This window comes from Actinokineospora sp., assembly GCF_050699995.1.
Taxonomy (GTDB): Bacteria; Actinomycetota; Actinomycetes; order Mycobacteriales; family Pseudonocardiaceae; genus Actinokineospora.
The window spans coordinates 1-26,164 of sequence record NZ_JBOHGC010000639.1 but is presented as its reverse complement, the minus strand read 5'-3'; the positions used below and the strand labels follow the sequence as shown (position 1 = coordinate 26,164).

The following is a 26,164-nucleotide window of genomic DNA, read 5'->3' as shown; positions in this document are numbered from 1 at the left end:
GAGCTGAGGTCGGTCCGCGAGCAGCTCGCGCTGCCCCGGATGCGCGTGCCGGTGGTCGAGGCGCCGCCGCTGGACGTGACCGTCCCCGTGACGCCCGCCGAGGTCGCCGCCCCCGTCGGGGAGGACTCCACCCGCGCGGTCGCCCCGGTCCTCGCCGATCCCGAGGCGACCGTGCGCAACATGCCGGTGCCGAACCTGGCGGTGCCGCCGCCGGGCGCGACGGTGATGCGGCAGGCGCCGACGGGATTCAGCGGCGGCGGTCCGCAGGGGACCCGCGCCATGCTGCGCTCCGACCTGGAGAAGGCAATCGACTCGGCGGCGGCGAACCCGATGCCGCAGACCGGCCCGCACCCGGTGCCGCACCTCGCGGGCCCGCACAGCGGTTCGATCCCCAGCGGTCCGATCCCCAGCGGTCCGATCCACGCGGGCCAATCCGCCGCTCCGCCGCCGTCGCGAACGAAGAAGATCGTCGGCTGGAGTGTGGCGGGCGTGGTGGCGCTCGCGGTGCTGGTCACGTCGCTCTGGTGGTTCACCAGCGGCCGCTACACCGAGGTCCCGCTCGTGCAGGGCAAGGACTCCGCGGCCGCCGAGCAGGCGATCCGCGCGGCCGACCTGAACCCGAACGTCACCACGGTCCGCCACAACGACATCGCCGCGGGCGAGGTGATCGGCACCGATCCCACGGCGGGCACCGAGGCGCTGCGCGGCGACGAGGTGAAGGTCATCGTGTCGGCCGGGCGCCCCGTGGTGCCGGACGTGGCCGCGGGATCCACTGTGGACCAGGCCGAGCAGCTGATCCGCGCGGCCGAGCTGCAGCCGCAGCGCGACGACGGCAAGAACGTCTTCGACGAGAACGTCGCCAAGGGAACGGTGGTGCGGCTGGACCCGCCGCCGGGCACCAAGCTGCAGCTGGGCCAGCGGGTGATCATCGTGCTGAGCAAGGGACCCGCCCCGAAGCCGGTGCCGGACACGCGCGGCAAGACCCGCGACGAGGCGTTCAAGCTGCTGCAGGAGCAGGGTTTCGAGCCGTTCGACGGGCCCGCCGAGTTCTCCGGGGACGTCGAGGGAGGGCGCGTCATCCGCACGGATCCCGCACCAGGGACCAAGATCGCGCCCGACGCGGCCAAACGGGTGTCGGTGGTGGTGTCGAACGCGGTGACCGTTCCCGACCTCACCGACCAGACGGTGCCGGACGCGCAGGCCGCGCTGGCCGCCCTGGGGCTGGAGTTGGACCTGGGCGTGTTCACCAATCCAAACGGGATCATCCGCGCGCAGAACCCGCCGCCGGGCACCAAGGTCCAGCGCGGCACCAAGGTCGGGGCGTTCGCCTTCTGAGTGTGACGAACTCGATCGGGCGATTACCGCTGGGTAGACCCATGGGAGTAACCCGCGTGTCATCTCAGCCTGGTGTCGTTGAGCCATGCCCCCAACGACCCCACTCAGCGGCCTGGACGTCGCTTTCCTGAGCCTGGAACGCGCGAGCACGCCCATGCACGTGGGTGCGGTCGCGGTGTTCCGACCGGAGACCCCGGTCGATCCGGACGACGTGGCCCGCCTCCTCGCCGCCCGGATCGACGCCATGCCGAAGCTGCGCAAGCGGGTTCGGTCCACCCTCTTCCCACCTGGCGGCGCCGAGTGGACGTCCACACCGGACTTCCGCGCGGCCGACCAGATCTCGGCGTGCCGCCTGCCGGAGGAACTCGACCTGCTCGACGCCTACACCTCGTCATGGCTGGAGCGGCCGCTGGACCTGAGCAGGCCGCCGTGGGACCTCCACGTCGTCACCGGCCTGCCGCACGGCGAGTTCGCGGTGCTGTTCAAGCTGCACCACGCGCTCACCGACGGCGCGGGCGCGGTCGAGATCGCCGCGGGCCTGCTCGACGGCCTCTGTGAGCGCCCACAGCCCGCGGAGTCGGCTCCGGCTCCGCTGCCCGGGCTGATCGAGCGCGTCCGCCAGGGCGTGGACGTGGCGGGCTCCGTCGTCCAGGCGATGCGGGCGCCGTGGTCGGCCCCGTTGCTCAATCGGACCACCGCCGCCCGCGAGTTCGCCCGGGTGCGGCTCGACCTTGCCGACATCAAGCACATCCGCCGAACCCACGGCGGCACGGTCAACGACGTGGTCCTGGCGGTCCTCACCGGCGCGCTGCGCGACTGGATGGAGGCCTCGGGGCGCAAGGTCGACGGCGTGGACGTGCGCGCGCTGATCCCGGTGAACATCCGCGGCCGGGGCGACGCGGGCGGCGGCAACCAGATCTCCGGCTATCTGTGCGACCTCCCGGTCGGCGAGCCCGATCCGGTCGCCCGGCTCAAGACGGTTCGCACCGCGATGGACGCCAACAAGGTGGCCGGCCCGAAGAAGGGCGCGGGCGCGCTGTCGATGATGGCCTCGTGGCTGCCGCCGCTGGCCCACCGGGTCGGCACCCGGCTGCTCGCGGCGGCGACGCCGATGCTGTTCGACACGGTCGTGACCGCGGTTCCGTTCCCGCCCATGGTGTTGCGGCTCGCGGGTGCGGAGATGCGCGAGGTGTATCCGATCGTCCCGATCGCGCCCGGGCACCGGGTGAGCATCGCCGTGTCGACCTACCGCGACGGTGTCCACATCGGAATCAACGCCGACGCGGGGGCGGTGGTGAACCTCGGCCGGTTCGCCGACGCGATCGTCAAGTCGACGGCGACCCTGCATGAGCTCTGCGCGTGAGCCGTTGACATTTTGAGACCGATCGGTTTCTATCTTTACCCATGACCTGGGAGACGCTCATCCGCGGTGGCCGCTGGTTCGACGGCACCGGTGCACCTTCAGCGATCCGCGACCTGGGCATCAAGGACGGCCGGGTCGCCGCCGTGTCCGCGACCCCGCTCGACGCGGCGGGCTGCCCGAACGTCATCGACGCCGCCGGCCAGTGGGTGGTGCCGGGGTTCATCGACATCCACACCCACTACGACGCCGAGGTGCTGCTGGCGCCGAGCCTGTCGGAATCGGTGCGTCACGGGGTCACGACCGTGTTGATCGGCTCCTGCTCGCTCGGGACGCTGCACGTCGACGCGCTCGACGCCGCCGACCTGTTCAGCCGGGTCGAGGCGATCCCGCACGACTGCGTGATCAAGGCGGTCGAGGAGCACAAGACCTGGTCCAACGCCGTGGAATACGTCGCCGCGCTGGAGTCGCTGCCGCTGGGTCCGAACGTCACGTCGTTCCTCGGGCACTCGGACCTGCGGGCCGGGGTGATGGGCCTGGACCGGTCGACCGACCGCAAGGTCAAGCCCACCGCCGCCGAGCTGGACCGGATGCGGGACCTGCTTGAGGACGCGCTGGCGGCCGGGTTCGTCGGGCTCTCGGAGATGCGCAGCCCGTGGGACAAGCTCGACGGCGACCGCTACCGCTCACGCACCCTGCCCTCGACGTACGCGTCGTGGAAGGAGTACCGGGCGCTGCACCGCATCCTGCGCCGGGCGGGCCGGGTGCTGCAGTCGATTCCGAACCTGACCACACCGACGAGCCTGGTCCCGTACCTGATCGAGTCGATGGGCATGGGGCTGCGGCCCGCCCTGAAGACCAGTTTCCTGACCGCCGCCGACGTCAAGGCGAACCCGGCGCTGGGCCACCTCATGGGCCCGATCGCGGGCTTCACCAACCGGGTCGGCCGCGGCGACTTCCGCTGGCAGCACCTGCCGGTCCCGTTCGACATCTTCGCCGACGGCATCGATCTGGTGGTGTTCGAGGAACTCGGCTCGGGCGCGGCCGCGCTGCACCTGAAGGACGAGGCGCGCACCGAGCTGATGCGCGACGAGGCCTACCGGCGACGGTTCCGGCGCGAATACGACCGCAAGTGGACGCCGCGGGTGTGGAACCGCGACTTCTACGACGCGCACATCCTGGCCTGCCCGGACGAATCGGTGGTGGGCAAGACGTTCGGCCAGGTCGGCGACGAACAGGGACTGCACCCGGTCGACGCGTTCCTCGACCTCGTCGTCGAACACGGCACCGGAGTCCGTTGGCACACAACGATTTCCAACCACCGCCCGAAGGTGCTCGACAAACTCAGCTCGCTGCGCGACGTGCAGATGGGCTTCTCCGACGCCGGGGCGCACCTGCGGAACATGGCGTTCTACAACTTCGGGCTGCGCTTGCTGCGCCGGGCGCACGTGAGCGGGTTCATGACTGTCGAGCGGGCGGTGCACAGGCTCACGGGTGAGCTCGCCGACTGGTGCGACATCGACGCCGGGCGCATCCGCGAAGGCGACCGGGCGGACCTGGTGGTGATCGACCCGGCCGGGCTCGACGAGTCGGTCGACCAGTTCAGCGAGGCGCCGGTGGAGGTCTTCGATAACCTCAGCCGCATGGTGAACCGCAACGACCGCGCCGTCACGGCGACGCTCGTCGCGGGCAACCAGGTGTTCGGCGCGGGCGAGTTCGCCCCCGCCCGGCGCACCGGCCGGTTCCTGCGCGCGGGCGAACCGCGCGGCACAGTCGACCCGGCGACGGTGCGGGAGACTGTCGGAGGCACGTGACCAAGCAGCAGCGGCGCAGCCAGCAGGAACGTCGGGAATCGACGATCGGGCTGCTGATCGACGCGACGATCGGGGCCATCTCCGAGGTCGGGTACGCGCAGACGTCCCTGGGGGCGGTGTGCGAGCGCTCGGGCGTCTCGAAAGGCGGCTTGTTCCGGCACTACGACTCACGGCTGGATCTTGTGTTGGCCGCGGCTGACGAGGTCGCGCGACGCCACTGCGAAAGCGTTCGCGCCAGTTTCGCCGAGATCGGCACACCGAGTGTCGAGGACGCGGTGCGGGTGATGCGAGAGCGACACCGGGCTCAGGACAACGTGGTGTGGTTTGAGCTGATGGTGGCCGCGCGGACGGACGCGGAGTTGCGTTCGCGGCTTTCGGTGATCGGGAAGCGGTTCTTCGCCGAACTGCTGGAGATCGCGCGGATGGTGGCCGGGACTGAGGTGTTCTCCGACGCGGAGCTTGAGCTGCTGGTCAATACGTTGGAGCACACGTTCGACGGGGAGACGATTCGGCGGGAGATCGCGCCTGATCCGGTGATCGAGGAACAGCGGCTGGACTTGATGGTGGAGTTCGCTGCCTTTGTCGCTGCACGGGCTGCTGCTCGTTAATGCACGAAGTGCTCTTCCTGGGGCTGTTCGCACCTGGAAGAGCACTTCGTGTTGATCTGACTATGAGCGCAGCATCTCCGCGACCAGGAAGGCCAGTTCCAAAGACTGCTGGGTGTTCAGCCGGGGGTCGCAGGCGGTCTCGTAGCGGCCGTGGAGATCGGCGTCCGAGATTTCCTGGGCGCCGCCGAGGCATTCGGTGACGTCTTCGCCCGTCAGCTCCACGTGGATGCCGCCCGGGTGGGTTCCCAGCCTGCGGTGAACCTCGAAGAAGCCCTGGACCTCATCGACGATCCGGTCGAAGTGGCGGGTCTTGTAGCCGGTCGAGGACTCGTGGGTGTTGCCGTGCATCGGGTCGCACTGCCAGATGACCTTGTGGCCGGAGGCTTCGACCTTCTCCACGATCGCGGGCAGGACCTCGCGGACCTTGCCGTTGCCCATGCGGCTGATCAGGGTCAGCCTGCCGGGCTCGTTGCGCGGGTCGAGCCGCTGGACGTACTCGACGGCCATTTCCGGGGTGGTCGTCGGGCCGATCTTGAGGCCGATCGGGTTCGACAGCAGCTCCGCGAACGCGATGTGGGCGCCGTCGAGCTGGCGGGTGCGCTCCCCGATCCACAGGAAGTGCGCCGACAGGTCGTAGAGCTTGGGCTCCGGGCCGGTCGAGTCCAGCCGCAGGAGCGCGCGCTCGTAGTCGAGCAGCAGGGCCTCGTGGCTGGCGAACACCTCGACGGTGTGCAGCGAGCTGTCCTCGACACCACACGCCTGCATGAAGCGCAGGCCGCGGTCGATCTCGGTGGCCAGGGCCTCGTAGCGCTCACCCGCGGGTGAGGTGCGCACGAAGTCGCGGTTCCAGTCGTGGACCTTGGTCAGGTCGGCCATGCCCGCACCGGTGAGGGCACGCAGCAGGTTCATCGCCGCGCCCGCGTTGGCGTAGGCGCGGATCATCCGCGACGGGTCCGGCACGCGGGCCTCGGGGGTGGCGACCAGGGAGTTGACGATGTCACCCCGGTAGACCGCCAAGCCCAGCGCGTCGGTCTTGTTCGACCGCGGCTTGGCGTACTGCCCGGCGATGCGGCCGACCTTGACCACCGGCATGCTCGCGCCGTAGGTCAGGACGACCGCCATCTGCAGCAGCGTGCGGATGTTGCCGCGGATGTGCGGCTCGGTGTTGTCGACAAAGGTCTCGGCGCAGTCGCCGCCCTGCAGCAGGAACGCCTCGCCGTTGGCCACCTCGGCGAGCCTGCGGCTGAGCCGGTCGATCTCGGCGGGCACGGTGATCGGCGGCACCGACTCCAACAGGGTGCGCACCTGGCGCACCTGGTCGGCGTCGGGCCACTCGGGCTGTTGCGCGGCGGGGCGCGCAAGGGCGTCGTCGAGTCGGGTACGCAGCGTCGGAGGCAGCGGGGGCAGCTCGGGAAGCGTGTCCACTGGCACGTCCACGGTCCAGTTCACGTGTCAAGAGTAGGAGGTCGGTCTTCACGACCGCACAGCGGGACACCGGGTCCCATCACGTGGACGACGACGGCCTTGACCGATTCACCGGGCCGGGATCCGCCGACTCAACCAGGCGGCCCCGATTTTCGCTGGTGGAAGCCGGTTTCGCCGCGCCGGTGCGTCTCAGAGGTCAGGCCTGCGGTCGACCCACGGGTGAGCTCGCTCATATTGGCCGGACAGCGACAGCAGCAGGCGCTCCGAGCGGTCCGGGCCGATCAGCTGGACGCCGATCGGCATGCCCGCCTCGTCGCGGCCGACAGGCAGCGCGGCGACCGGGTTGCCCAGGACGTTCCACGTCGGGAAGTACGGGATGCGGTGCGTCACGCCCGTGTACGTCGCGGTCAGGCCGCTGCCGTGGAACTGGCCGATCCGGGTGGGCCTGCGAGTCCACGACGGCTGCAGGATCACGTCGAAGCGGGTGAAGAACTCCTCCATCACCCGGCGCAGCGGGGCCTCGCCTGCGTGCGCCCAGCGCAGGGTGCTGTCCGGGATGCGCCTGCCGAGGGCGGCGACCTTGCGGGTGCGCGACTCCAGCCACTTCGGGTTCGGCAGCTTGGCGACATCCTGGGCGACGCCGCGCAGGTAGCGGATCAGGAACTGGGTGGAGGGGCCGGTGCCGAGTGCGGGGTCGGCGACGGTGACGCGGTGGCCGAGGTCGCGCAGCCGGTCGGCGGTGTCGACGACGGCCCGCTTCCAGCGCGGGTTCATCGGCGTGGGGCCCAGCGGGGTGCGCCACGACAAGGCGATGCGCAGGGTGCCGGGGTCGGCGGTGACCGCGTCGCCGTAGGTGCCGCCGTCCTCGGCGATCACGTCGAGCATGGCCGCGGTGTCGGCGACCGTGCGCCCAAGCGGGCCGATCACCGACAGGCCGCTCCAGGTGCCGGTCCACGGGGTCACGTCGACGAGGTCCCGGGAGGTCTTGACGCCGAAGATGCCGGTGGCGGAGGCGGGCATGCGGATCGAGCCGCCGCCGTCGGAGCCGGTGGCGGCGCCGACGATGCCCGCGGCGATGGCCGACGCCGAACCACCGGAGGAGCCGCCGGGGGTGTAGTCGAGGTTCCACGGGTTGCGGGTGGCGCCGTAAGCCAGCGTCTCGGTGAACGGCCAGAGGCACTGTTCGGGGGTGAGCGTGTGGCCGACGATCAACGCGCCCGCGGCGCGGAGCTTCGCGACGACCGCGCTGTCCTGCTCGGCGGGCGGCGACTGCGGGCGACCGCCCTTGGTGGTCAGCCCGCCCGCGACGTCGGTGTCGTCCTTGACGGCGATGGGGACGCCGAGCAGCGGCGTGCGCTCCCCCGCGTCGAGTCTGCGCTGGGCGTCCACTGCGGCCGTTCGCGCCGCGTCGGCGTAGAGCACGCGGAACGCGTTCACGGTGGGGTTCACCGTCTCGGCCCGGCGCAGCACGGCTTCGAGCAACTCCGGCGCGGTGACCTGACCCGCGCTCAGCGCCCGTGCCTGCGCGTGGGCTCCAGCCCAGAGCAGATCCTCCATGGCGGGCACCATACCCGCGGGTAGGCGTTCGTGGTCCGGTCGTTGAACCCTGAGCTGTGGTCGCGCGTTGTCTTAAGGGGGATCCCGATCCGAGGAGACGACGACATGGCCAGAGCGCTCACCTTGATCACCACCACCGCGGCGGCTTTCATGCTGACGGCGGGTGTCGCCGCCGCGGCGCCCGCGATCCCGCTGAACCCGGAGCAGGAGACGGGCACCGTGGTCAGCAACGGCAGCGGCTTCTTCGCCTACGAGGTCGACGGCAGCGAGCTCTGCTACACCCTCGAAGTGCGGAAACTGAGCACAAGCCCGGTCGCCGCCCACATCCACGTCGGCGGCCGCAACGTCGCGGGCCCGGTGGTCGTCGGCCTGACCACCCCGCCGGCGGCGACCAGCACCGTCTCGGCGTGCGTCACAGCCACCGAGGGCGGCGCGCTGACCCCCGCGGAGCTGGCGGCCATCGTCGCCGACCCACGCTCCTACTACGTCAACGTGCACACCCCGACTTACCCGGGCGGCGAGGTACGCGGCCAGCTCAAGTAGCGGCGCTCAGCCGAGTTCGACGAGCGGCAGGTCCGTCTGCGGAAAGTCGTCGCCGACGCACAGCAGCGGTTCACCCGCGACATGGGCGATCGCATAGGTGAGGCAGTCGCCGAAGTTCAACGCCGCCGGATGCCGCCCTTTGCCGTAGCGGACGAACGCGCTCTGAGCGATCCGCCAGTGTGCTTCGGTGAAGGAGAGAACTTCGACGTTCTTCTCCCGCAGAAGGGAGTTGAGGAGCACTCGTCCGACATCGCCCATACGGCCGGTGAGCACCATCGATGCCTCCAGCAGTGTGGGGGCGCCAATCCTGCAGACCTCCGCACCGTCGAGTCGGTCTGCCGGCTGATCGCTGCCTTCCTCCTGGAGGAGTACGGCAACGATCGCGGAAGTATCGAGGATCACACGCCCTCCGGGCCGTAGCCGAGAATCTCTTCGCGCATGGCCTTGGTGGTCGTCTTGCCGCGCACTTCCGGGGGAACATGCGGCCAGATCTCTTCTTGAAGGAAGCTCCGGAAGCTCCGCTCGCGCCGACTTGCCGTCGCCTCGACAAGGCGATCCCGGCGCTCCCGGAGCGCGTTTCGCACCGCGGCGGTCTTCGTCTCGCCGGCGAGTTCCGCCACCTCCGCGGCCAGCCGCTCGGCCTCGGGATCCTTGATGTTCATCGCCATGGTGTAAGTCTACCCAAAATGGTGTAATCAGCCGAAGAAGATCTCCGCCTCCGCGTACCGCTCCAGCGGCACCGTCTTGAGCTCGGCCGTCGCCTCCGCCAGCTTGACCCGGACGATGTCCGTGCCACGCAAGGCGACCATGACGCCGAAGTCGCCGTCGGCCACGGCGTCCACCGCGTGCAGGCCGAAGCGGGTGGCGAGGACTCGGTCGTAGGCGGTGGGGGTGCCGCCGCGCTGGGTGTGGCCGAGGATGACGGCTCGCGACTCCTCACCGGTCTTGGCGGCGATCTCCTCGGCCAGCCACTGGCCGACGCCTCCCAGCCGGACGTGGCCGAAGGCGTCCTTCTCGCCGCTGGCCAGCAGTTCCGCGCCGCCCTCGGGGAGCGCGCCCTCCGCCACCACGATGATCGGGGCGAACTGGCGCTCGAAGCGGCGCTGCACCCACTCGATGACCTTGTCGACGCTGAACGGGTGCTCGGGGACCAAGATCACGTTCGCGCCGCCCGCGAGCCCCGAGTGCAGGGCGATCCAGCCCGCGTGCCTGCCCATGACCTCCACGACGAGCGCGCGGTGGTGGGACTCGGCGGTGGTGCGCAGCCGGTCGATCGACTCGGTCGCGATGTGCACCGCGGTGTCGAAGCCGAAGGTGTAGTCGGTGGCGCCGAGGTCGTTGTCAATGGTCTTCGGCACGCCCACGATGCCGATGCCGTCGTCGGTCAGGCGCTTGGCGACACCGAGGGTGTCCTCTCCGCCGATGACGATCAGCGCGTCGATCTTGAGTTCGGCGAGGACCGCGCGGATCTTGTCCGGGCCGCCGTCGACCTTGTACGGGTTGGTTCGCGAGGAGCCGAGGATGGTGCCGCCGCGGGTGAGGATGTCCTCGACCTCGGCGAGGCCGACCGGCTTGGTGAGCCCTTCGAGCGGGCCTTGCCAGCCGTTGCGGAAGCCGACGATCTCCCAGCCGTGGCCTTCGATGCCTTTTCGCACCACGGCCCGGATGACCGCGTTGAGACCTGGACAGTCACCACCACCGGTGAGCACGCCGACGCGCATGTCTTCGACCCTCCTCCGACTTCGCGAGCAGTGACCGCCGTCACCACTTCGACGCCAAGCCTGCCGGCTACTGAATCGGTGTAGCAAGGAGGGGTGTCCAGGGTGTGGACAACTTGGTCAGTCGGCGATCATCTTCTGCCACTCGGCCTCGATGATCTTCCAGCGGACGAGGTTGTGCCGGGCGTCGGCGAGGGCGTCGTGCGCGTCATCGGGCGGGGTGGGCAGGTAGGGCTTGCCGACATCCTCCCAGCGCTGCCGCAGTTCCCGGGTGAAGCGGGGGATCTCCCGCGGCAACGCGGGCATGGCGCCCCACAGCTGGCCGAGGACGACGTGGTCGTACGCGCCGAACCAGGCCCACAGCTCCATCTTGTCGCGGGTCTTGGGGGTGGTCAGGAACTCCAGCAGACGCTTGCGGATGGTCGCGCGGTCACACCACGCCTTGTCCGCGGGCGAGGGCAGCTTGTCGAGGACGTTGTCGCGGACCCACTGGCCCGCCTTGTTCGGGTCGAACTCGGTGGAGACGGCGTAGAACTCGCGGCCGTTCTCGTCGACGACACCGATCGACACCAGGTCGATCGTCGTTCCGTCCTCGATGAATTCGCAGTCATAAAAGAAGCGCACTCTACGTTTTCTCCTAAAAGATGAATATCGACCGACAGCGCCCAACGTGCTCGGTCGAGAACTGCGCACAGCCAGGACAGCGAGACCTCGGGATCTGCCGATCGCACCTCGTCAAGATACGCAAACGGCGTTCAATCGAAGCCGCTCCGGACCGCGGAGCACCGGCAACGCGCCGCACCGAGAGTGCCTAGCTGGCCTCGGTCTCCGGGATCCGCGCGTCGCGCTTGAGTTGGGTCGGCACGTCGGTGACGGTCCCGGCCTCGTGCGCAGCCTGCAGTTCCTTCGCCTTCGCCGCGTAGACGTCGACGTATTCCTGGCCGGAGAGCTCCATCAGGGCGTACATGATCTCGTCGGTGATGGACCGCTCGACGAACCGGTCGCCTTCGAGCCCCTCGTAGCGGGAGAAGTCCAGCGGCTTGCCGACCTTGATCCGAATCGGGTACGGCTTCCACATCTTCGAGCCGATCGGGTTCGCCTTGTCCGTGCCGAACATCGCGACCGGGATGACGGGCACACCAGCCTGGAGCGCGATCCGCGCGATGCCGGTCTTGCCCTTGTAGAGCCTGCCGTCGGGCGAGCGGGTGCCCTCCGGGTAGATGCCCATCAGGTGGCCCTCGCGCAGCAGCCGCACGCCGGTGCCGATCGCGGCCTGGGCGGCGGACCCGCCGGAGCGGTCGATCGGGATCTGACCCACACCGGTGAAGAACAGCTTCTTGAGCTTGCCCTTGATCCCGGGGGCGGTGAAGTATTCGATCTTGGCTGGGAACGTCACCCGCCGGGAGACCTTCAGCGGGAGGAAGAACGAATCCGAGACCGCCAGGTGGTTGCTCGCCAGAAGCGCGCCACCGTCGGCGGGAATGTTTTCCGCGCCTTCGATCTTGGGACGGAAGAACAGGCGCAGCAAAGGCCCCAGGAAGACCCACTTGACCAACCAGTACACCACGCGACCAGCGCTCCGTTCTCCCCTGAATCCCACCCGAGCCTACGAACCCCGGTGGCCCGCACAACGCTACGGCCAAGCGGTAACACGGACGCACCGAGGCGAGACACCCAAGTCATCCGAGTACACAACGAGGAAACCACGGGCACGGATCCGGTCACCGAGGCGCCAGTTCGTGCGACTATGGCCACATCCCAGGCTCACCGAGCTGATCATAGGAGGAGCGGGGTGCCCGATATCGAAGGCGCGCGGGCTTACGCGCACGATGGGTCCACCGAGATCGGTGTGCTGCTCAGCCACGGTTTCACCGGCTCGCCGTTCAGCATGCGCCCGTGGGCCGACCATCTCGTCGCCCAGGGCTACAGCGTCCGGGTGCCGCTGCTCCCCGGCCACGGCACGCGCTGGCAGGACATGAACCGCACCGGCTGGCCCGACTGGTACGGCACTGTGTCGGAGTCCTTCGCCGAGCTGCGCGAGCGCTGTGACCAGGTCTTCGTCTTCGGCCTGTCGATGGGCGGGGCCCTGTGCCTGCGGCTCGCGGAGGAGCACGGGGACGAGATCGCCGGGGTGGTGCTGGTCAACCCGTCGATCATGACCTTGCGCAAGGAGATCCGGTTCGTCGGGATGCTGTCCAAGATCGTCCCGTCGGTGCCCCCGATCAGCGACGACATCGCGTTGGCCGGTGTCAGCGAGTACGCCTACCCCCGCACTCCCCTACGCGCGATGGCGAGCCTGACCAAGTTCTGGGCGTTCGTGCGGCAAGACCTGGCCAAGGTCGACCAGCCGCTGCTGGTGCTGCACTCAGCGGTCGACCACGTGGTGGAGCCCGAGAACTCCCACGAGATCCTGCGCGGGGTGTCCAGCACGGACGCCACCGAGGTGGTCCTGGAGAACAGCTTCCACGTCGCCACCCTCGACCACGACGCCCCATTGATCTTCGACTCCAGCGTCGACTTCGTCCGCCGCGTCAGCGCAGGTGAGCGAGTGTGATCAACCGCCCGGGCGACGGCCCAGAAGACGTGGACGCGGCCTTCGCCGAGATCATCGCCGACCTCGAACGCGAAGGAATCGGCCGCGACGTCGAACAGCGTCGAGCGGACACGGTCCAGGAAGAACCGGAACCCCCAGCGGCCCCGCCTGCTCCGACCCCAGCCACGGCATCGGCCTGGCGCGGGCACGAAACCGACTTCGACTGGGCGGGCGATGACGACCCAGGCGGTTACGAACCACCGGAACCACCGCCCCTGCCGCGTTTGCGCCCGCTGACAATCATCGCGATCGTCTTGTTGGTGATCGGCATAGTCCTGCTGGTGCTGCCCAACATCATCGGCCTGGACCCACGAATCGCCACCCCGATCGCGTTGATCTCACTCGCGGGCGGAATCGGCTTTTTGCTCATGCGGGTGCGAAAGACCCCACCCGACTTCGACGGCGACGACGGAGCCCAGGTCTAAACGCGCGCCTCAACCGAGGCCGCAGGCGAGCGCCGCACCGACAATCCCAGCGTCATCACCAAGATGCGCGATCCGCACCCGGGCCAACGGCCGATGCCCGGAACCAGTGACAACAGCCCGATAACGATCCCGAGCGTCATCCAGGAACAACGGCCCGGACTCCGAAACCCCACCCGCGATCACAATCAGCTCGGGGTCGTAGACATCAGCGACAAGCGCCAACCCATCGCCCAACCACTTCGCCAAGTCAGCCATCGCCTTCAGCGCCACCGAATCACCCTCACGGGCAGCCGCGGCCACTTTCCGACCGGTCAACGCCCGTGAGTCCCGAGCCGCCTCCCGAACCAGGGTCGATGAAGGATGCCGCGCCAGCAGATCCACCGCGGTCGCGCTCAACGCGGTCCCACTGCAGTACCGCTCCCAACACCCGGACTTCCCACAGGGACACGGCCGCCCACCAGGCATCAACCGAAGATGCCCCAACTCCGGCGCCACCCCGTGCGCCCCCCGAAACAGCTTCCCGTCGATCAGCAGCGCCCCGCCGATACCGGTGCCGATAGCGATCAACAGCCCGACCCGCGCCCCACGAAGCGCACCGAAGTGATATTCGGCCAGGGCGGCGGCATTGGCGTCGTGCTCCAAGACCACCGGCAACCCGATACGCGAAGCAATGCGGTCGGCGACCGGGGCCGCGCGCCACGCCAGGTGCGGCGCGAACATCACCGAGCGCCGGTCGTTGCCGACGAAGCCCGCCACCGCGAGCCCGACAGCGCTCACCTCGTGCTTGCGGCACAGCGTCTCGATGGTGGAGCAGATCACGTCTTCCAGTTCGGCCTCGCCGCTCGGCGTCGAGCCGCGGGCCGTGTCGAGGACCGCTCCGTGCGCGTCCACCACACCCGCCCGGACGCTGGTGCCGCCGATGTCGACACCGATGGCCGTCACTGCGGTGTCATCCCCTTGCGCCGCACCACGATCCGCTGCACTCGCGGCGAGTCCGACGGCGCGGGGGGCTCCGGGCGGAACCCCGGCATGTGCGGGTCCGCCTCGGGCTCCCACCGGTCGGCCAGCACCGCGCGCAGCAGGGCCACGAGGTCGGCGACGCGGTCGAGTCCGCGGGTGGCCGGCTCCGACGGCTCGCCGCGCAGCAGGGCGATCAGGGCGCACACCGGGCACCACTGGCACGACTCGCCGGGAATGGTGGGCTCGTGCTCGTCGTGGGTGCTGACCGCGACCCGGTCGAGCCACGGGCCCGCGCGCTCGGCGACCGCGGCCATCAGCAGCCGCAGTTCGTCGGCCAGCCGCGACCCCGGGTCCTGGGTGGTCGTCTGCGTCACGGGCGCTCCTCCTGGCCGGGCGCGAAGCGCAGCACCAGACCGGCGCCGTCGGCCTCGGCGTCGATAACGGTGTAGCGCCGAAGCATAAGCGGCAGCGCGACGAGCCTGCGCACGCCGTCCACAGTGACCGCCAAATCGTCACCGACCCGCACGAGGTCCAGGTCACAGCCGTCGAGGAGCGGCAGCGCCACCGTGAGCAGACAGTCGTCGCCGTCGGCCCGCACCGACAGCAGCGGGACTCCCGGCCTGCGCAGGCCGTCGAGCGGATCAATGCCCGCGTAGAGCTCGTCGGCGAGGTCGATCAGCGCGCGCGAGCCGATCGGTTCGGCCGCGCGGTGTTCGACCACGTGCACCGACAGCGGCGTCGAGGCGTCCAATTCGGACAGCACGGCGTCCTGTTCGGACCGTCGGGTGCGCAGCCAGCTCGCCGCGGGGCCCTGCCACAGCCGGGCCTTGGGCACCAGCCGGTTGGCGATGAGCGCGTCCACATGCACCCCGCGCAGGGCGAGCGCGGCCAGCGTTCGGCGGGTCTCGGCGACGACGAGCCGCTCCGGGGTGAGCACAAGTCGCACGCTGGTCATCGACGGGTCCGTCAGCACAGCACGCAGGCCCGCCAGGTGCGTGGCCAACGTGGAGATCGACTTGGCGGCGGACCGGACCTGCGCGCTCGCGAACATTCCCCGGGCGGCGCCGAACACGCGGTCCAGATACCCGGCGATCGCTTCGGGCAAAGCCAGCAGCCGCAACGTTTCCGCGGTCGGACCGCAGTCGACGACCACGACATCCCACGGCCCGCTCTCGGCGAGTCGGGCCACTTCGGACAGCGCGAGCAGTTCGTCGACGCCGGGCAGGACGGTGAGTTCCTCGGCGTCGAGTTCATCGAGGCCCGCGCCCGCGAAGACCCCGCGCAACTGGTCGCGCAACTGCGGCCACGACCGGTCGACCAAAGACCGGGCGTCGACGTGCGCGGCGTAGAGCGAAGTGTCCACTTCGGACGGTTCGGCGCCCAGGACGGCGCCGAACGCGTCGGCGAGCGAGTGCGCGGGATCGGTGGACACCACCAGCGCCTTGCGGCCGGACGCGGCGATGCGGGCGGCGGTCGCCGCGGCCAGGGTCGTCTTGCCTACCCCGCCCTTGCCGGTGAAGAGCAGAATCCGCACGCGTCGCCCTTCGCTACAGCGCTTCGACGCGGCGCTTGAGCTCCTTGAGCGCGGTGTCCATGATCACTTTCTCGGCCTTGCGGCGGAACAGGCCGATCATCGGCACCATCAGCTGCACGGACAGGGTGTAGGTGACCGTGGTCCGGCCGCCTTCCTCGCGCAGCGCGTAGCGGCCCTTCTGCGAGCGCTGCATCTGGCCCTTGACCAGCGTCCAGTCGACCGCGAGGCCGTCTTCGGCCCAGGTGTAGGCCAGGGTGTAGACGTCCTTGAACACCCCGGCGTCGAGGGTGAAGGTGACTTCCTGCCCGCGGCCCTGGGCGTCACGGGAGAGCACCTCGCTCTGTTTGACCGCCCCCGCCCACTCGGGATACGCCTCGAAATCTGCGATTACCGCCATGATCGCGTCCGCCGGGGCGTCGACGACGATGGACTGCGTGGACTCGTCGGCCATAGTTCGGGAGGTTACCCCGTCACCAGCTCAGGACGTACGGCCACTGGGTCCGCTGGAAGTGTCCGACGTTGACGCACTCGGTGCGGCCCAGCCGCATCCGGTCGGCGAGCGGCTGGTGGACGTGGCCGAACACCGACCAGCGGGGCCGCTGCCGGTGGATCAGGTCGACCAGCGCCGACGATCCCAGTTCGGCGCGTCGCGCCATCACGTCGTAGGTCAGCTCCGGCACGTCCGGCGGGATGTGGCTGCACAGCACGTCGACGTCGGACAGCTTCGCGACCGCCTCGTCGAACTCCTCCGGCGTGCGCAGGTACGGCACGAACGGGCCGGTGCGCCTCGGCGCGACCCCGCGCGGGAGCAGCGCGCCGCCGACGAAGCCGAACCGCAGCCCGCCGACCTCCGCGACATCGCCGTCGAGCACCTCGATGCCGTCGCCCGCGAACTCGGGCCACAGGTGCGGGAGGTCGACGTTGCCCGGCGTGGCGAAGGTGGGCGCCCGCATCGCCGCGAACAGCGCCTTGTACTGCGTGTGGACGGCCTCCTCGACCACGCCCGCGGCGTCGTGCAGGGTCGACCACAGCTCGCGGGCGTACGCGGAGGCCTCCGCGGTGAGCCGCTCGCGGCGCAGCCTGGCGAACACCGCGACCTTCTCCGCGCCGAACACCATGCCCAGGATCCCGCGGGAGTGGTCGTGGTAGTCGACGAAGTCGATCAGGTCGCCGAGGATGATGAGCGCGTCGGCGCCTTGTCCGGCCTGGGCCAGGGCCTCGGCGTTGCCGTGAACGTCGGAGACCACATGAACCCGCACGGGTCTACATTACGCGGACACGGGAGCGCACCCGGGCGCTCGACCGTCCTCCAGGACGGCCTTGAGCCCCAGCGCCACAGACTTGGCGGCGAGCTGGCGCGCGGTCAGCTCGCGGCGCACGTTCTTGACCGGGCGGCCCTCGGGCAGGTCGGCGCGCAGGAAGTAGTGCACGACCGTGCCGTCGAGCACCGGTTCGAGCCAGACCTCCATGGTCCCGACCAGCGCGCCGCTCACGGTCCAGCGCAGGCCCTCGTCGCCGCGGTCGGCGTAGACCTCCAGCTTGAGGTCGGGCCAGTAGCGGCGCCACGCGCCGGGATCGGCGAAGGCGGCGGCCACGACTTTCGGCGGCACCACGATGAACGTCTCGTCCACCACGTCGACATGCGGCATTCCCGCAGCATGTCATGCCACCCGGGGTGACCCGCACGGCACGGGCCGGTAGGACTAATTTGGGGGCGATCACGGGGAGGTCGATGTGCGCGAATACAGCGTGCCCGCCATCGGGACAGTGGCCGATGAGGAGAGCCTCACCGACATGGTGTGGGCCAACGCCGAGCGCTTCGCCGACGCGGTGGCGTTCCGGCGGCGGGTGGACGGGTCGTGGATCGACGTCACGACGGCCGAGTTCGCCGCGCAAGTGGCGGCCGTGGCCAAGGGGCTGATCGGCTCGGGGCTGCGGGCGGGCGACCGGGTGGCGCTGCTGTCGCGGACCCGGTACGAGTGGACGCTGATCGACTTCGCCATCTGGGCGGCGGGCTGCGTGACCGTCCCGGTGTACGAGACGTCGTCGGCCGAGCAGATCGCGTGGATCCTGGGCGACTCCGGCGCGCGGGCGGTCGTGGTGGAGACCGCGGCCCACCGGCGCACCGTGGAGAAGGTGGTTGACCGGCTCGCCGAGGTCGAGCATGTGTGGCAGATCGAGCCGGGCGGCGACCTCGAAGCGGCGGTCGACGAACTCACCGCGGCAGGCGCCGAGGTCAGCGAGAACACGGCGAACGAGCGCAGGCTCGCGGTCCGCTCGTCCGACACCGCGACCCTGGTCTACACGTCGGGAACCACCGGCAGGCCCAAGGGCGTCGAGTTGACCCACCGCAACCTCCTGGCCGAGATCCGCGCGGACATCGCCGCGTTCCCGCAGCTCATGCGGCCGTCGAACGCGATGCTGGTGTTCCTGCCGCTGGCCCACGTGTTCGCTCGCGCCATCGCGCTGTGCTGCGTGTACTCCCGCACCACGCTGGGCCACCTGCCCGATGTCCGCGACCTGGTCGCCGACCTCGCGACGTTCCGGCCGTCGTTCATCGTCGCCGTGCCGCGGGTGTTCGAGAAGGTCTACAACTCGGCCAGGCAGCGGGCGCACGCCGCGGGCCGCGGCCGGGTCTTCGACCTCGCCGAGGAACTCGCCGTCGAGTACAGCACCGCCCTGGACGGACCGGGCCCGTCGCTGGCTTTGAAAGCCCGCCGGGCGGCGGTGAGCAAGCTCGTCTACAGCAGGCTGCGCGCGGTCCTCGGCGGCCGCTGCGTCGCGGCGATCTCGGGCAGCGCGCCGCTGGGCGAGCACCTGGCGCACTTCTTCCGCGGTGTCGGCGTGCCCGTGTACGAGGGCTACGGGCTCACCGAGACGTCCGCGGCCGTCTGCGTCAACACCGAGCGGGCGTTCCGGGTCGGCACGGTCGGCAAGCCGGTCGCCGGGGCGTCGGTCCGCATCGCCGAGGACGGCGAGATCCTGCTGTCCGGCGAGATGGTGTTCCGCGGCTACTGGCACAACCCGGCCGCCGGCGCGGAGGTCCTCGAGGACGGCTGGCTGCGCACCGGCGACCTCGGCGACCTCGACGACGAGGGATTCCTGCGGATCACCGGCCGCAAGAAGGACATCATCGTCACCGCGGCCGGCAAGAACGTCGCTCCCGCCGTGCTGGAGGACCGGGTGCGCAGGCACCCGCTGGTCAGCCAGTGCGTGGTGGTCGGCGACCGGCAGCCGTTCGTGGCCGCGCTGGTGACCCTCGACCCCGACTTCGTCTCGGTGTGGGCGGCGGGCCACGGCAAGCAGGTGGCCGTCGCCGACCTGGTGGACGACCCCGACCTGCGCGCGGAGATCCGGACGGCCGTGGACGAGGCGAACCGCGCGGTGTCCAAGGCCGAATCGATCCGCGAGTTCGCCATCCTGCCGCGCGACTTCACCGAGGAGGCGGGCGAGATCACGCCCAGCCTGAAAGTGCGGCGCGAGGCGATCACCAAGGCGTACGCCGAGGAGATCGCCGCCCTCTACGGCTGACCGGCGAGCCGGATGGCCACCTCGGTGTGCCACTGGCTCGGATCGGGCCGCTCCATGGGGTTGGTCAGGAAGCGTTCGACCCGCGCGCCCCAGAGTCCGTCCTCGACGTCCCAGTCCAGTCCCCGCTCGTCACGCCTGCGCGGGACGTTCCTCGATCTTCGGGTCCAAGACCATGCGTACTCCTCAGTTCGAGCCGAACCGGTACGTCGTCTCACCGTCGAGCAAGGTGGACAGGCGCGCGGCCCGGTCCGACCACTGCCAGGACCGCCGCATCCACTCACGGCCCGCCGCGCCCATCGTGGCGGCCTTGGCGGGGTCGGCCAGGAGGCTACCGACGCGGTCGGACAGTTCGGCGATGTCACGGCCGTCGACCACGTGGCCGGTCTCGCCGTCCAGCACGGTCTCCGGAGCGCCGCCGGAGTCGCCGACGACGACCGGCAGACCGGTGGCGGCGGCCTCCAGGAACACGATCCCCAGGGCCTCGACGTCCAGCCCGCGGCCGTGCGTGCGGCACGGCATGGCGAACACGTCCCCCGCCGCGTAGTGCGCGGGAAGCTCCTCCCAGGGCACCGAGCCGGTGAGCACCACATGCTCGGCCACTCCGGCCTGCTGCGCCAACGACTCCAGCCGCGGCCGGTACGGGCCGCCGCCGACCAGCAGCAGCGCCGCGTCGGGCACGCGGGCGCGGATCCTCGGCAGGGCGCGGATCAGCATGTCCTGGCCCTTGCGGGGCATCAGCCGGGACACGCACACCACCGTCGGCCGGTCGGCCAGCCCGTAGCGGGCGCGGATCTCGGCGCGGGCGGCCGCGTCGGGCCGGTAGAGGTCGGTGTCGACCCCCGAGGGCAGCAGCTCCAGCGCCGCCGCGCGGCCGAAGGCGGCGGCGAACCGGCCGCGGGTGTAGTTGCTGACGTAGGTGACGACGTCGGTGGTCGACCCGATCCGGCGGATGGCCTGGCGGGCGCCCGGGAGCATCGACCAGCCGACTTCGTGGCCGTGGGTGCTGGCGACCACGCGGCGGGCGCCCGCGGCGCGCAGCGAGGGTCCGAGCAGGGCGAGCGGGGCGGCGGCGCCGAACCACACCGAGTCGCAGCTCTCGGCGCGCAGGATCTCTCGGGCGCGGCGGGCGACGTCGGGGGTGGGCAGCATCAGCTTGCCTGGGTGGCGCACGACGGTGAACGGCTGCTTCGCGTCGAACTCCGCATGGCCCTCCCACGACGGCGCGTAGACCACCAGGTCCTGCCCGAGCCGCGTGGCGAACGAGTGCAGATAGGTCTGGATGCCGCCGGGGCGGGGCGGGAAATCGTTGGTCACCAGAAGCGTTCGACGCACCGGGCCAACCTATTCCCCGGCTAGCGCAGCGCCCCACGCAGGTATGCCTGCCACTCGCGGAGCAGGATCGCGCGGTCCATGCCGATCACCCGGCGCAGCAGGTCGTCGGTATCGCTGGCCGACAGCGGCCCCGCCCCGCCCAGCTCGCGGTAGAGCGTGACCAGGCGGGGTTCGCCGAAGCGGTCGGCGACAAAGCGGCTGATCGACCACGCCTGCTGGTAGGCGAGGTCGAGTTCGCGGTCCTTGCCCCGGAACGCGCGGTCCTCGGGCAACGAGGTCGGCGGCCCCGACTCGCGGACCTGCTTGGCCAGGTCAGGGGCGCCCTGGGACAGTGCAATGTCGGTGTCGCGGTAGCCGACGTAGTCGGAGAAGCCCTCGAGGAGCCACATCGGGGAGCCGTCGACGGTCACCGACCGGGCGGCGACGTGGGTGATCTCGTGCCGCAGGACCACCCGCAGCGAGGCGACCGACAGCGCGCGGGCGCCCATCGGGCTGAGGATGACCCGCTGCCCGGTGGCGGTCCGCTCAGCGGTGTCCACCCGGTCGGCGATCGCCACGGCGACGACGGACTCCACCGGGAAGTCGGGCCCGACCAGCGCCCGCATCTCCGCGGGTCCGTCCGGCAGGAACAGGGCGACCCGCCGGGACCAGCCGTTGCCCCACACCCGGTTGACCGCCTCCACCGACGGGTCCAGTTCGCGGACCAGTCGGTCGACCATGGGCTGGCTGCCCGGGTGCGCCAGGACCAGGCCGTGCGTCGTCTTGGTCACCACGCACGGGCCGAAGTCCCACGGACCGCGCCACGACCGCCTGCCCAGGTCGTTCAGGGCGGTGTCGGACCGCAGGTACCAGGTGCCCGCGCGGTGGACGAACAGGTAGCCCATGGCCCGGCTGGTGGGCGTCAGGTCGACCCCGCCGAGCGCGTAGCGCAGGTCCACCGCGGGCGCCCACAGTTCGGCGCTGCGGTCGTCGTCCAGCGAGGACAGGTCGAGGCTGTCGTCCGGGTGCAGCACGTAGGACCAGTGGTCGAACGGGACCCCGGCGAGGTTGGTGAACAGCGCGCGCTGGCTCTCCAGGAAATTCGGGTCGGCCAGCGGGTCGAGGCCCGCCAGGAACGCGGCCTCGTCGCGGCGCACGATGGCGTCGGCCCGCCGCTGCAGCAGCGACGTGATCGCGTCGGCGCGTTCGGTGCGATCGCCTTGGGGCCCCGCGGGCTGCAGCCCGCCCAGCGGCTGCCCCTGGCTGGGTGGGGCGGGCGACGAGGGCACCACCTGGGACGCGGGGACGGCGATGAACACCATCCCGGCGAGCGCGGTCGTGGCGACCACGGCGCTCAGCCAGGCTCGCACCCGTGCCCTCATGGCCATTGGGTGATCGTAAGGGAGAAACAAGTCGGGACCAGTACCCAAAGGCACTGGTCCCGACTCGAAACTGTCGCTGACGACTACCCGACGATGCGCTTGGCGCCGAGGTAGTCGCTGCCGCCACCGGAGAGGGGGGCGGTCTTCACCGGCACACCCGAGGTGGAGGCGTGCACGAGCATGCCGTTGCCGATGTACATGGCGACATGGTGGATCGTGCTGGCACTGCCGCCGTAGAACAGCAGGTCACCGGGGATGAGTTCGCTCTTGGAGACGGACTTGCCGTAGGTGTACTGCGACCGGCTGGAGTGCGGCAGGTTGATGCCGATGGCGCGGTAGGCGTAGAGCGTGAGGCCGGAGCAGTCGAACGCGTTCGGGCCTTCGGCGCCCCACACGTACGGGTCGCCGCGCTGCGCGAGCGCGACCTCCATGGCCTTGCCCGCATCGCCGGAGCCGACGTAGACGCCGGTGTCGGCGGGCGGCTCGAACAGGGTCTTGCGCTCCGCCGCGGTGAGGCGGTTCTTGGCGTCCTCGACCTGCTTGATCTGCGCGTCGAGATCGGCCTTCGCCTTGGTGATGTCGGCGAGCAGCTTCTCCGAGGCCGCCTTGGCCTCGCCCGCGCGGGTCTGGCCGTCCTCGGCCTGCTTGCGCGCCTGGGCGGCGGTGGCCACCGCGGTCGTGTACTTGGACAGCGCGTTCTGGTTGTCCGAGGCGAGAACCGTGAGCGCGGAAGCACGCTCGAGGAAGTCGTCCGCGGAGGACCCGGTGAGCAGCGCGCTGATCTTGTTGAAGCGCGCGCCCTGGAACGACGCGTTGGTCAGCTGGTCGACCTGGCCGCGGAACTGCTCTTCCTGAGCGGCGGACTGCTTCTCCAGCTCGGCGGCCGCGGCGACATCCGCCGTGGCCTTGTCGTACTCGGCCTGCTTGACCTTGAGGTCCTCCTTCGCCTTCAGGAGGTCCTCGTTGATGGTTCCGGCCTTGGCGCTGAGCTCCTGGTACTGCTTGGTCGCTTCCGACGCGGTGGTCGGGGGCGGCGGGGGCTGGGCCGGCTGCGCGTACGCGGGACTCTGGGACATACCGATCACCGAGATGACCGCGGTGACACTCAGGGCTCCACGCACAGCTCGCTTGAGTCGATGCGACGACACGTCGCGCGTACTCCTTCGTCCTCAAAACCGCCGACGGGGTTGTCCTCGGGCACCGGGGGCGCTGGGGGAGCGCTTCCGGCCGGACCGATCCGCTCGCGATCGTGTCGCGCACTTCTCGATCATCGACGACCCCACCGTGGGGGATCCGGGTCAGCCGGACGAGGCTGACTTCGGCGGCGATCTCGCGTAGCCACCTCGGGGTGGGCGACTGCTGGCCGCGAGATATCGGACAGGTTACGAAACGTGAGCCTCCTCGTCTACCAGGTGCGCCGGAAAAGCGCCGGGAATCCTTCCCAAACACCAACGGAGCAGTGGCAACTCCACCCTGTGACAACGACAACACCCAGTTCACCCGCCCGTGGAACCGTTCGGCGATCTAGAGCGACCGTTCGGCGAATTCTCACGATCACCCCGACCGATCACCCGGTTTCAGGCCGTTTTCTCCACCGGAATCAGCCGCAGCCGAGGCACAAGGCCGACACTCGCGAGGGCGTCGATCGCGAGCCGCTCGGAGCTGTCGAGATCGACATTGGGCGGCGCGCCGAGGAGCACGCTGATCACGCAATCCTGACAAGCGTTCCCACGAACCTCGCAGCTATCGCAATCGATGATCATTACCCGGGTCCTTTCCGGTGCCGACGATCTCGTGTTTCACACACTAGAAGACGCCACCGACAATTTCGCTCAGGTGTTCGAAATGATCGAAGCCAATAGATCAAGACCCGATGTATTCCCAGTGCCAGGGCTCCTCGCGGCCCCGCCCCGGACGCGCCCATGGCGGATTCCCCCAGCCGAACACACCGGCGTTCTGGGCGAGCCAGGCGTACTCCGGCGTGCCGAACGACTGGGCCCCGCCGCAGAGGTCCACGGCCAGCCCCCAGCCGTGGTTGCTGGTGCCGGGGACCGCCGCCAAAGCGGGTTTCACGCCGTAGAGCCGGACCTGCGCGGCGAAGGTCCGATAAGAGTCGGTCAGGCAGATCGCCCGGCCGAACACCGACGCGAACGCGTCCGACATCGCCCGGAACGAGCCTGCCGCGTCGCAGCGCAGCGAGTGTGACCCGACGCCGATGAGACACAGCGCCGCCTGCGGGATGAGGCCGTTCGGATAGCCGCCCCAAGCCCCGGGCGCCTCCCCAGGCGCACGAGGCGGGAGCTGCACTCCCCCACAGCGCCAGCGCAGGCCGCCGTCGGTCGCCTGCGGCACCGGCTGCGGCTGGCGCTGCCCGAGCGCGGGCCGGGCGACACCGAGCAGGGTGTCTCCGCCGGGCAGGTCCGTCACCACGACGCCCGCCAGCCTGCCGTCGGCGGTGAGCATCGTGCGTTCGTCGAGCACGATGCCGACGCCCTGCACACCAAGGCGGGCGGGACCGAGGAACACGACGTCGCCGGGCTGGGCGTCCGGCGTCGGCACCGGCGTCAGCACGCCCATCTGCTCGGCCACGGCGCCGGGCAGGGCCAGCCCACCCGCGGCGAACGCGGACCGGACCAGGCCGTCACAGGAGTAGGCGTTGGGGCCCTCGCCGCCCGTGCCGGGCACGTAGGGCTTGCCGAGCACGCTCACGGCGGTGTTGACCGCGCCGATCACCTCGGCGGGCAGAACGAGCAGCTTCTCGCCGGTCGGCAGCGTTGCCCTGGCGACACCGGGCTGCGGCGCGCCGGTCGAACCGGGCAGCGGCTCCAGCCGGGCAGGCAGCTGGGCCGGATCGCGCAGGGCGGCCGCCTTGGGCGCGACGATGCCCGCGAACGCCAGCTTCTCGGTGTAGGCCTTCCAGTTCGCGGCGGTCTTCTGGTTGCGTTCCCGCTGGGCGGTCTGCTGGGCGATCACCGCGGCGTTGGTGTCCTCGACCTTGCCGCGCAGCTCGGACGACACAGCCGCGGCCCGGTTGGACGCGTCGCCGTTGCGGCGGTCCAGGTCGGCCTTGCGTTCGGCGGCGACCCGCTCGGTGCCCACGGCGGCGTTCTCGGCGTCCTGCGCCCCCCGCTGCCGGGCGACGGCCTGGGCCAGCCGCTGGTCCTGGTCGATCCGCACGCGCTCGATCAGGCTGCTGCCCTGCAGGAACTCCTCCGGGCCGCCCGCGGTGAGCAGCATCTGCAGCTCACTGGGCTGCGCGAGCGCGGAGTAGAGGGCGGCGGAGTAGGCGTCGACCTCGCCCTGCTGGGCGGCGACGATCTTGTCAGCGGCTTCCCGCTCCACCCGCGCGCGATCCACCTTGCTGGTGGCCTGGCGCAGCTCGTCCTCGGCGGTCCGGATCTTGTCCGAGAGGTCGGACAGCTCGCGCTGCACGTCGGTGGCGGTGCGCTGCAACTCGGCGACCTTGGGGTCGGCGAAGGCCTCACCCGGGCGGGGGTCCGGCACCGGCGCGCCCGGGCCGACACCGGCCTCGATCTGCGGCGGCTCGGTGGGCTGCTGCGCACCCGCGCCCGGATTGGCGAGCAGCACCGCCACCAGGGCCAGCGCGGCGGCACCCGAGACCTGGGCCTGACCCCACCTACGCACCCGCGTACCAACTCCTCGGTGTCGCGTTCCCTACTTACCAGTATTAACGCGAAGGTACCAACCGCGTGACGGCGGGGGCACTATTTCCCCGGGCGCTTGGAGCGTGCGCGATTCCCCGACCTGTCGATGCCCAGCCCCCGCTCAGGCGGGGCAGGTTCAAGCAGGTGACCTGGTTCTCGGTTGGGGAACTGATCGGGTGTGATCTGTCCTTGCCGCGTCAACGTGGCAGCGGCGCATTGTCAGACCGGGAGCCGCGGTGCGCGTACCCGAAATCTGTTTCACCGCAAGCCATTCCGCGTTGTTGACACCATCGTGTGACACGAGTCGTCGAGGTCGGAAACCGGGCCCGGATTGTCGGTGGTCGCCGGGAGACTTCGTGGCATGGCGGAGCTGGAGATCCATCACAACGACCCGGACAGGTTC

Annotated in this window: 27 protein-coding genes; 8 read left to right on the top strand and 19 right to left on the bottom strand. The window is 70.3% G+C overall.

Annotated features, from left to right (window positions below; all coding sequences use genetic code 11):
* The 4 genes from ACRDSQ_RS30710 to ACRDSQ_RS30695 all read left to right on the top strand — a co-directional run.
* The coding region (locus ACRDSQ_RS30710; RefSeq protein ID WP_431425936.1) for a PASTA domain-containing protein at positions 1 to 1,335 on the top strand (1,335 nt) is incomplete at its 5' end.
* 85 nt (positions 1,336 to 1,420) lie between these two features.
* Entirely contained in the window at positions 1,421 to 2,698 is a 1,278-nt protein-coding gene (locus tag ACRDSQ_RS30705; RefSeq protein ID WP_431425935.1) for a wax ester/triacylglycerol synthase family O-acyltransferase, read from the top strand.
* Between the two features lie 41 nt (positions 2,699 to 2,739).
* Entirely contained in the window at positions 2,740 to 4,509 is a 1,770-nt protein-coding gene (locus ACRDSQ_RS30700; RefSeq protein WP_431425933.1) for an N-acyl-D-amino-acid deacylase family protein, read from the top strand.
* Positions 4,506 to 5,117, top strand: coding sequence for a TetR/AcrR family transcriptional regulator (locus ACRDSQ_RS30695; protein WP_431425932.1), 612 nt, complete (start codon positions 4,506 to 4,508; stop codon positions 5,115 to 5,117). The genes ACRDSQ_RS30700 and ACRDSQ_RS30695 overlap by 4 nt, the downstream gene beginning before the upstream one ends.
* A 60-nt stretch (positions 5,118 to 5,177) precedes the next feature.
* On the opposite strand, the gene ACRDSQ_RS30690 is transcribed toward ACRDSQ_RS30695, so the two are convergent.
* Together ACRDSQ_RS30690 and ACRDSQ_RS30685 are read right to left on the bottom strand one after the other, a co-directional pair.
* Entirely contained in the window at positions 5,178 to 6,566 is a 1,389-nt protein-coding gene (locus ACRDSQ_RS30690; protein ID WP_431425931.1) for a class II 3-deoxy-7-phosphoheptulonate synthase, read from the bottom strand.
* A gap of 165 nt (positions 6,567 to 6,731) precedes the next feature.
* Positions 6,732 to 8,099, bottom strand: a complete 1,368-nt coding sequence (locus tag ACRDSQ_RS30685; RefSeq protein WP_431425929.1) for an amidase family protein — start codon at positions 8,097 to 8,099, stop codon at positions 6,732 to 6,734.
* Between the two features lie 105 nt (positions 8,100 to 8,204).
* On the opposite strand from ACRDSQ_RS30685, the gene ACRDSQ_RS30680 reads away from it, so the two are divergent.
* Positions 8,205 to 8,642, top strand: coding sequence for a CHRD domain-containing protein (locus ACRDSQ_RS30680; protein WP_431425928.1), 438 nt, complete (start codon positions 8,205 to 8,207; stop codon positions 8,640 to 8,642).
* A 6-nt stretch (positions 8,643 to 8,648) separates the two neighbouring features.
* Here the strand turns inward: ACRDSQ_RS30680 and ACRDSQ_RS30675 are convergent, their stop codons facing one another.
* The 5 genes from ACRDSQ_RS30675 to ACRDSQ_RS30655 form a co-directional block, all read right to left on the bottom strand.
* The gene (locus tag ACRDSQ_RS30675; protein ID WP_431425926.1) at positions 8,649 to 9,044 is read right to left on the bottom strand and encodes a type II toxin-antitoxin system VapC family toxin; all 396 of its coding nucleotides are present in this window, start codon (positions 9,042 to 9,044) and stop codon (positions 8,649 to 8,651) included.
* Positions 9,041 to 9,310, bottom strand: coding sequence for a type II toxin-antitoxin system VapB family antitoxin (locus ACRDSQ_RS30670; protein ID WP_431425925.1), 270 nt, complete (start codon positions 9,308 to 9,310; stop codon positions 9,041 to 9,043). The genes ACRDSQ_RS30675 and ACRDSQ_RS30670 overlap by 4 nt, the downstream gene beginning before the upstream one ends.
* 27 nt (positions 9,311 to 9,337) lie before the next feature.
* Complete coding sequence (locus ACRDSQ_RS30665) at positions 9,338 to 10,363, bottom strand: 6-phosphofructokinase (protein ID WP_431425924.1); 1,026 nt, start codon at positions 10,361 to 10,363, stop codon at positions 9,338 to 9,340.
* A gap of 117 nt (positions 10,364 to 10,480) precedes the next feature.
* Positions 10,481 to 10,984: a polyadenylate-specific 3'-exoribonuclease AS gene (locus ACRDSQ_RS30660; RefSeq protein ID WP_431425922.1), complete on the bottom strand. Its 504-nt coding sequence runs from the start codon at positions 10,982 to 10,984 to the stop codon at positions 10,481 to 10,483.
* 187 nt (positions 10,985 to 11,171) lie between these two features.
* Complete coding sequence (locus ACRDSQ_RS30655) at positions 11,172 to 11,927, bottom strand: lysophospholipid acyltransferase family protein (RefSeq protein ID WP_431425921.1); 756 nt, start codon at positions 11,925 to 11,927, stop codon at positions 11,172 to 11,174.
* Positions 11,928 to 12,152: 225 nt separating this feature from the next.
* Between ACRDSQ_RS30655 and ACRDSQ_RS30650 the strand changes: the two genes are divergently transcribed.
* On the top strand, positions 12,153 to 12,914 hold the full coding sequence (locus ACRDSQ_RS30650; RefSeq protein ID WP_431425919.1) for an alpha/beta hydrolase: 762 nt from the start codon (positions 12,153 to 12,155) through the stop codon (positions 12,912 to 12,914).
* Positions 12,911 to 13,378 carry a hypothetical protein gene (locus ACRDSQ_RS30645; protein ID WP_431425918.1) on the top strand — a complete coding sequence of 156 codons (468 nt, stop codon included), beginning with the start codon at positions 12,911 to 12,913 and terminating at the stop codon, positions 13,376 to 13,378. Before ACRDSQ_RS30650 ends, ACRDSQ_RS30645 begins: the two co-directional genes overlap by 4 nt.
* 9 nt (positions 13,379 to 13,387) lie before the next feature.
* Here the strand turns inward: ACRDSQ_RS30645 and ACRDSQ_RS30640 are convergent, their stop codons facing one another.
* The 6 genes from ACRDSQ_RS30640 to ACRDSQ_RS30615 are packed head-to-tail and all read right to left on the bottom strand — an operon-like array spanning position 13,388 to position 17,521.
* Complete coding sequence (locus ACRDSQ_RS30640) at positions 13,388 to 14,320, bottom strand: ROK family protein (RefSeq protein ID WP_431425916.1); 933 nt, start codon at positions 14,318 to 14,320, stop codon at positions 13,388 to 13,390.
* A complete protein-coding gene (locus ACRDSQ_RS30635; RefSeq protein ID WP_431425915.1) occupies positions 14,317 to 14,712 on the bottom strand; it encodes a hypothetical protein in 396 nt (131 codons plus the stop codon). Before ACRDSQ_RS30635 ends, ACRDSQ_RS30640 begins: the two co-directional genes overlap by 4 nt.
* Positions 14,709 to 15,872, bottom strand: coding sequence for an ArsA family ATPase (locus tag ACRDSQ_RS30630; protein ID WP_431425914.1), 1,164 nt, complete (start codon positions 15,870 to 15,872; stop codon positions 14,709 to 14,711). The genes ACRDSQ_RS30635 and ACRDSQ_RS30630 overlap by 4 nt, the downstream gene beginning before the upstream one ends.
* A 13-nt stretch (positions 15,873 to 15,885) precedes the next feature.
* Positions 15,886 to 16,323, bottom strand: a complete 438-nt coding sequence (locus ACRDSQ_RS30625) for an SRPBCC family protein (RefSeq protein ID WP_431425912.1) — start codon at positions 16,321 to 16,323, stop codon at positions 15,886 to 15,888.
* A 19-nt stretch (positions 16,324 to 16,342) separates the two neighbouring features.
* A complete protein-coding gene (locus ACRDSQ_RS30620) occupies positions 16,343 to 17,131 on the bottom strand; it encodes a metallophosphoesterase family protein (RefSeq protein WP_431425910.1) in 789 nt (262 codons plus the stop codon).
* A gap of 9 nt (positions 17,132 to 17,140) precedes the next feature.
* Positions 17,141 to 17,521, bottom strand: a complete 381-nt coding sequence (locus tag ACRDSQ_RS30615; protein WP_431425908.1) for a polyketide cyclase / dehydrase and lipid transport — start codon at positions 17,519 to 17,521, stop codon at positions 17,141 to 17,143.
* A gap of 85 nt (positions 17,522 to 17,606) precedes the next feature.
* On the opposite strand from ACRDSQ_RS30615, the gene ACRDSQ_RS30610 reads away from it, so the two are divergent.
* Positions 17,607 to 19,403: an AMP-dependent synthetase/ligase gene (locus tag ACRDSQ_RS30610; RefSeq protein WP_431425907.1), complete on the top strand. Its 1,797-nt coding sequence runs from the start codon at positions 17,607 to 17,609 to the stop codon at positions 19,401 to 19,403.
* On the opposite strand, the gene ACRDSQ_RS30605 is transcribed toward ACRDSQ_RS30610, so the two are convergent.
* From ACRDSQ_RS30605 to ACRDSQ_RS30580, 6 genes are all read right to left on the bottom strand, one after another.
* A complete protein-coding gene (locus tag ACRDSQ_RS30605) occupies positions 19,394 to 19,618 on the bottom strand; it encodes a hypothetical protein (protein ID WP_431425906.1) in 225 nt (74 codons plus the stop codon). The two genes, ACRDSQ_RS30610 and ACRDSQ_RS30605, sit on opposite strands and share 10 nt — an antisense overlap.
* On the bottom strand, positions 19,587 to 20,735 hold the full coding sequence (locus ACRDSQ_RS30600; RefSeq protein WP_431425905.1) for a glycosyltransferase family 4 protein: 1,149 nt from the start codon (positions 20,733 to 20,735) through the stop codon (positions 19,587 to 19,589). The genes ACRDSQ_RS30605 and ACRDSQ_RS30600 overlap by 32 nt, the downstream gene beginning before the upstream one ends.
* 20 nt (positions 20,736 to 20,755) lie before the next feature.
* On the bottom strand, positions 20,756 to 22,102 hold the full coding sequence (locus tag ACRDSQ_RS30595) for a basic secretory protein-like protein (RefSeq protein ID WP_431425904.1): 1,347 nt from the start codon (positions 22,100 to 22,102) through the stop codon (positions 20,756 to 20,758).
* Positions 22,103 to 22,179: 77 nt separating this feature from the next.
* The gene (locus ACRDSQ_RS30590; protein ID WP_431425902.1) at positions 22,180 to 23,244 is read right to left on the bottom strand and encodes a C40 family peptidase; all 1,065 of its coding nucleotides are present in this window, start codon (positions 23,242 to 23,244) and stop codon (positions 22,180 to 22,182) included.
* Positions 23,245 to 23,673: 429 nt separating this feature from the next.
* Positions 23,674 to 23,805 (bottom strand): hypothetical protein, encoded by a 132-nt coding sequence (locus ACRDSQ_RS30585; RefSeq protein ID WP_431425901.1) that lies wholly within the window; start codon positions 23,803 to 23,805, stop codon positions 23,674 to 23,676.
* Positions 23,806 to 23,959: 154 nt separating this feature from the next.
* On the bottom strand, positions 23,960 to 25,741 hold the full coding sequence (locus ACRDSQ_RS30580) for a D-alanyl-D-alanine carboxypeptidase family protein (RefSeq protein WP_431425900.1): 1,782 nt from the start codon (positions 25,739 to 25,741) through the stop codon (positions 23,960 to 23,962).
* Positions 25,742 to 26,164: the final 423 nt, after the last annotated feature.

Excerpts from the sequence above, each read along its gene's own strand:
- ACRDSQ_RS30680 (WP_431425928.1), top strand. The coding sequence starts at position 8,205 with ATGGCCAGAGCGCTCACCTTGATCACCACCACCGCGGCGGCTTTCATG.
- ACRDSQ_RS30685 (WP_431425929.1), bottom strand. The coding sequence starts at position 8,099 with ATGGAGGATCTGCTCTGGGCTGGAGCCCACGCGCAGGCACGGGCGCTG.
- ACRDSQ_RS30665 (WP_431425924.1), bottom strand. The coding sequence starts at position 10,363 with ATGCGCGTCGGCGTGCTCACCGGTGGTGGTGACTGTCCAGGTCTCAAC.
- ACRDSQ_RS30700 (WP_431425933.1), top strand. The coding sequence starts at position 2,740 with ATGACCTGGGAGACGCTCATCCGCGGTGGCCGCTGGTTCGACGGCACC.
- ACRDSQ_RS30670 (WP_431425925.1), bottom strand. The coding sequence starts at position 9,310 with ATGGCGATGAACATCAAGGATCCCGAGGCCGAGCGGCTGGCCGCGGAG.
- ACRDSQ_RS30705 (WP_431425935.1), top strand. The coding sequence starts at position 1,421 with ATGCCCCCAACGACCCCACTCAGCGGCCTGGACGTCGCTTTCCTGAGC.
- ACRDSQ_RS30615 (WP_431425908.1), bottom strand. The coding sequence starts at position 17,521 with ATGCCGCATGTCGACGTGGTGGACGAGACGTTCATCGTGGTGCCGCCG.
- ACRDSQ_RS30595 (WP_431425904.1), bottom strand. The coding sequence starts at position 22,102 with ATGGCCATGAGGGCACGGGTGCGAGCCTGGCTGAGCGCCGTGGTCGCC.
- ACRDSQ_RS30625 (WP_431425912.1), bottom strand. The coding sequence starts at position 16,323 with ATGGCCGACGAGTCCACGCAGTCCATCGTCGTCGACGCCCCGGCGGAC.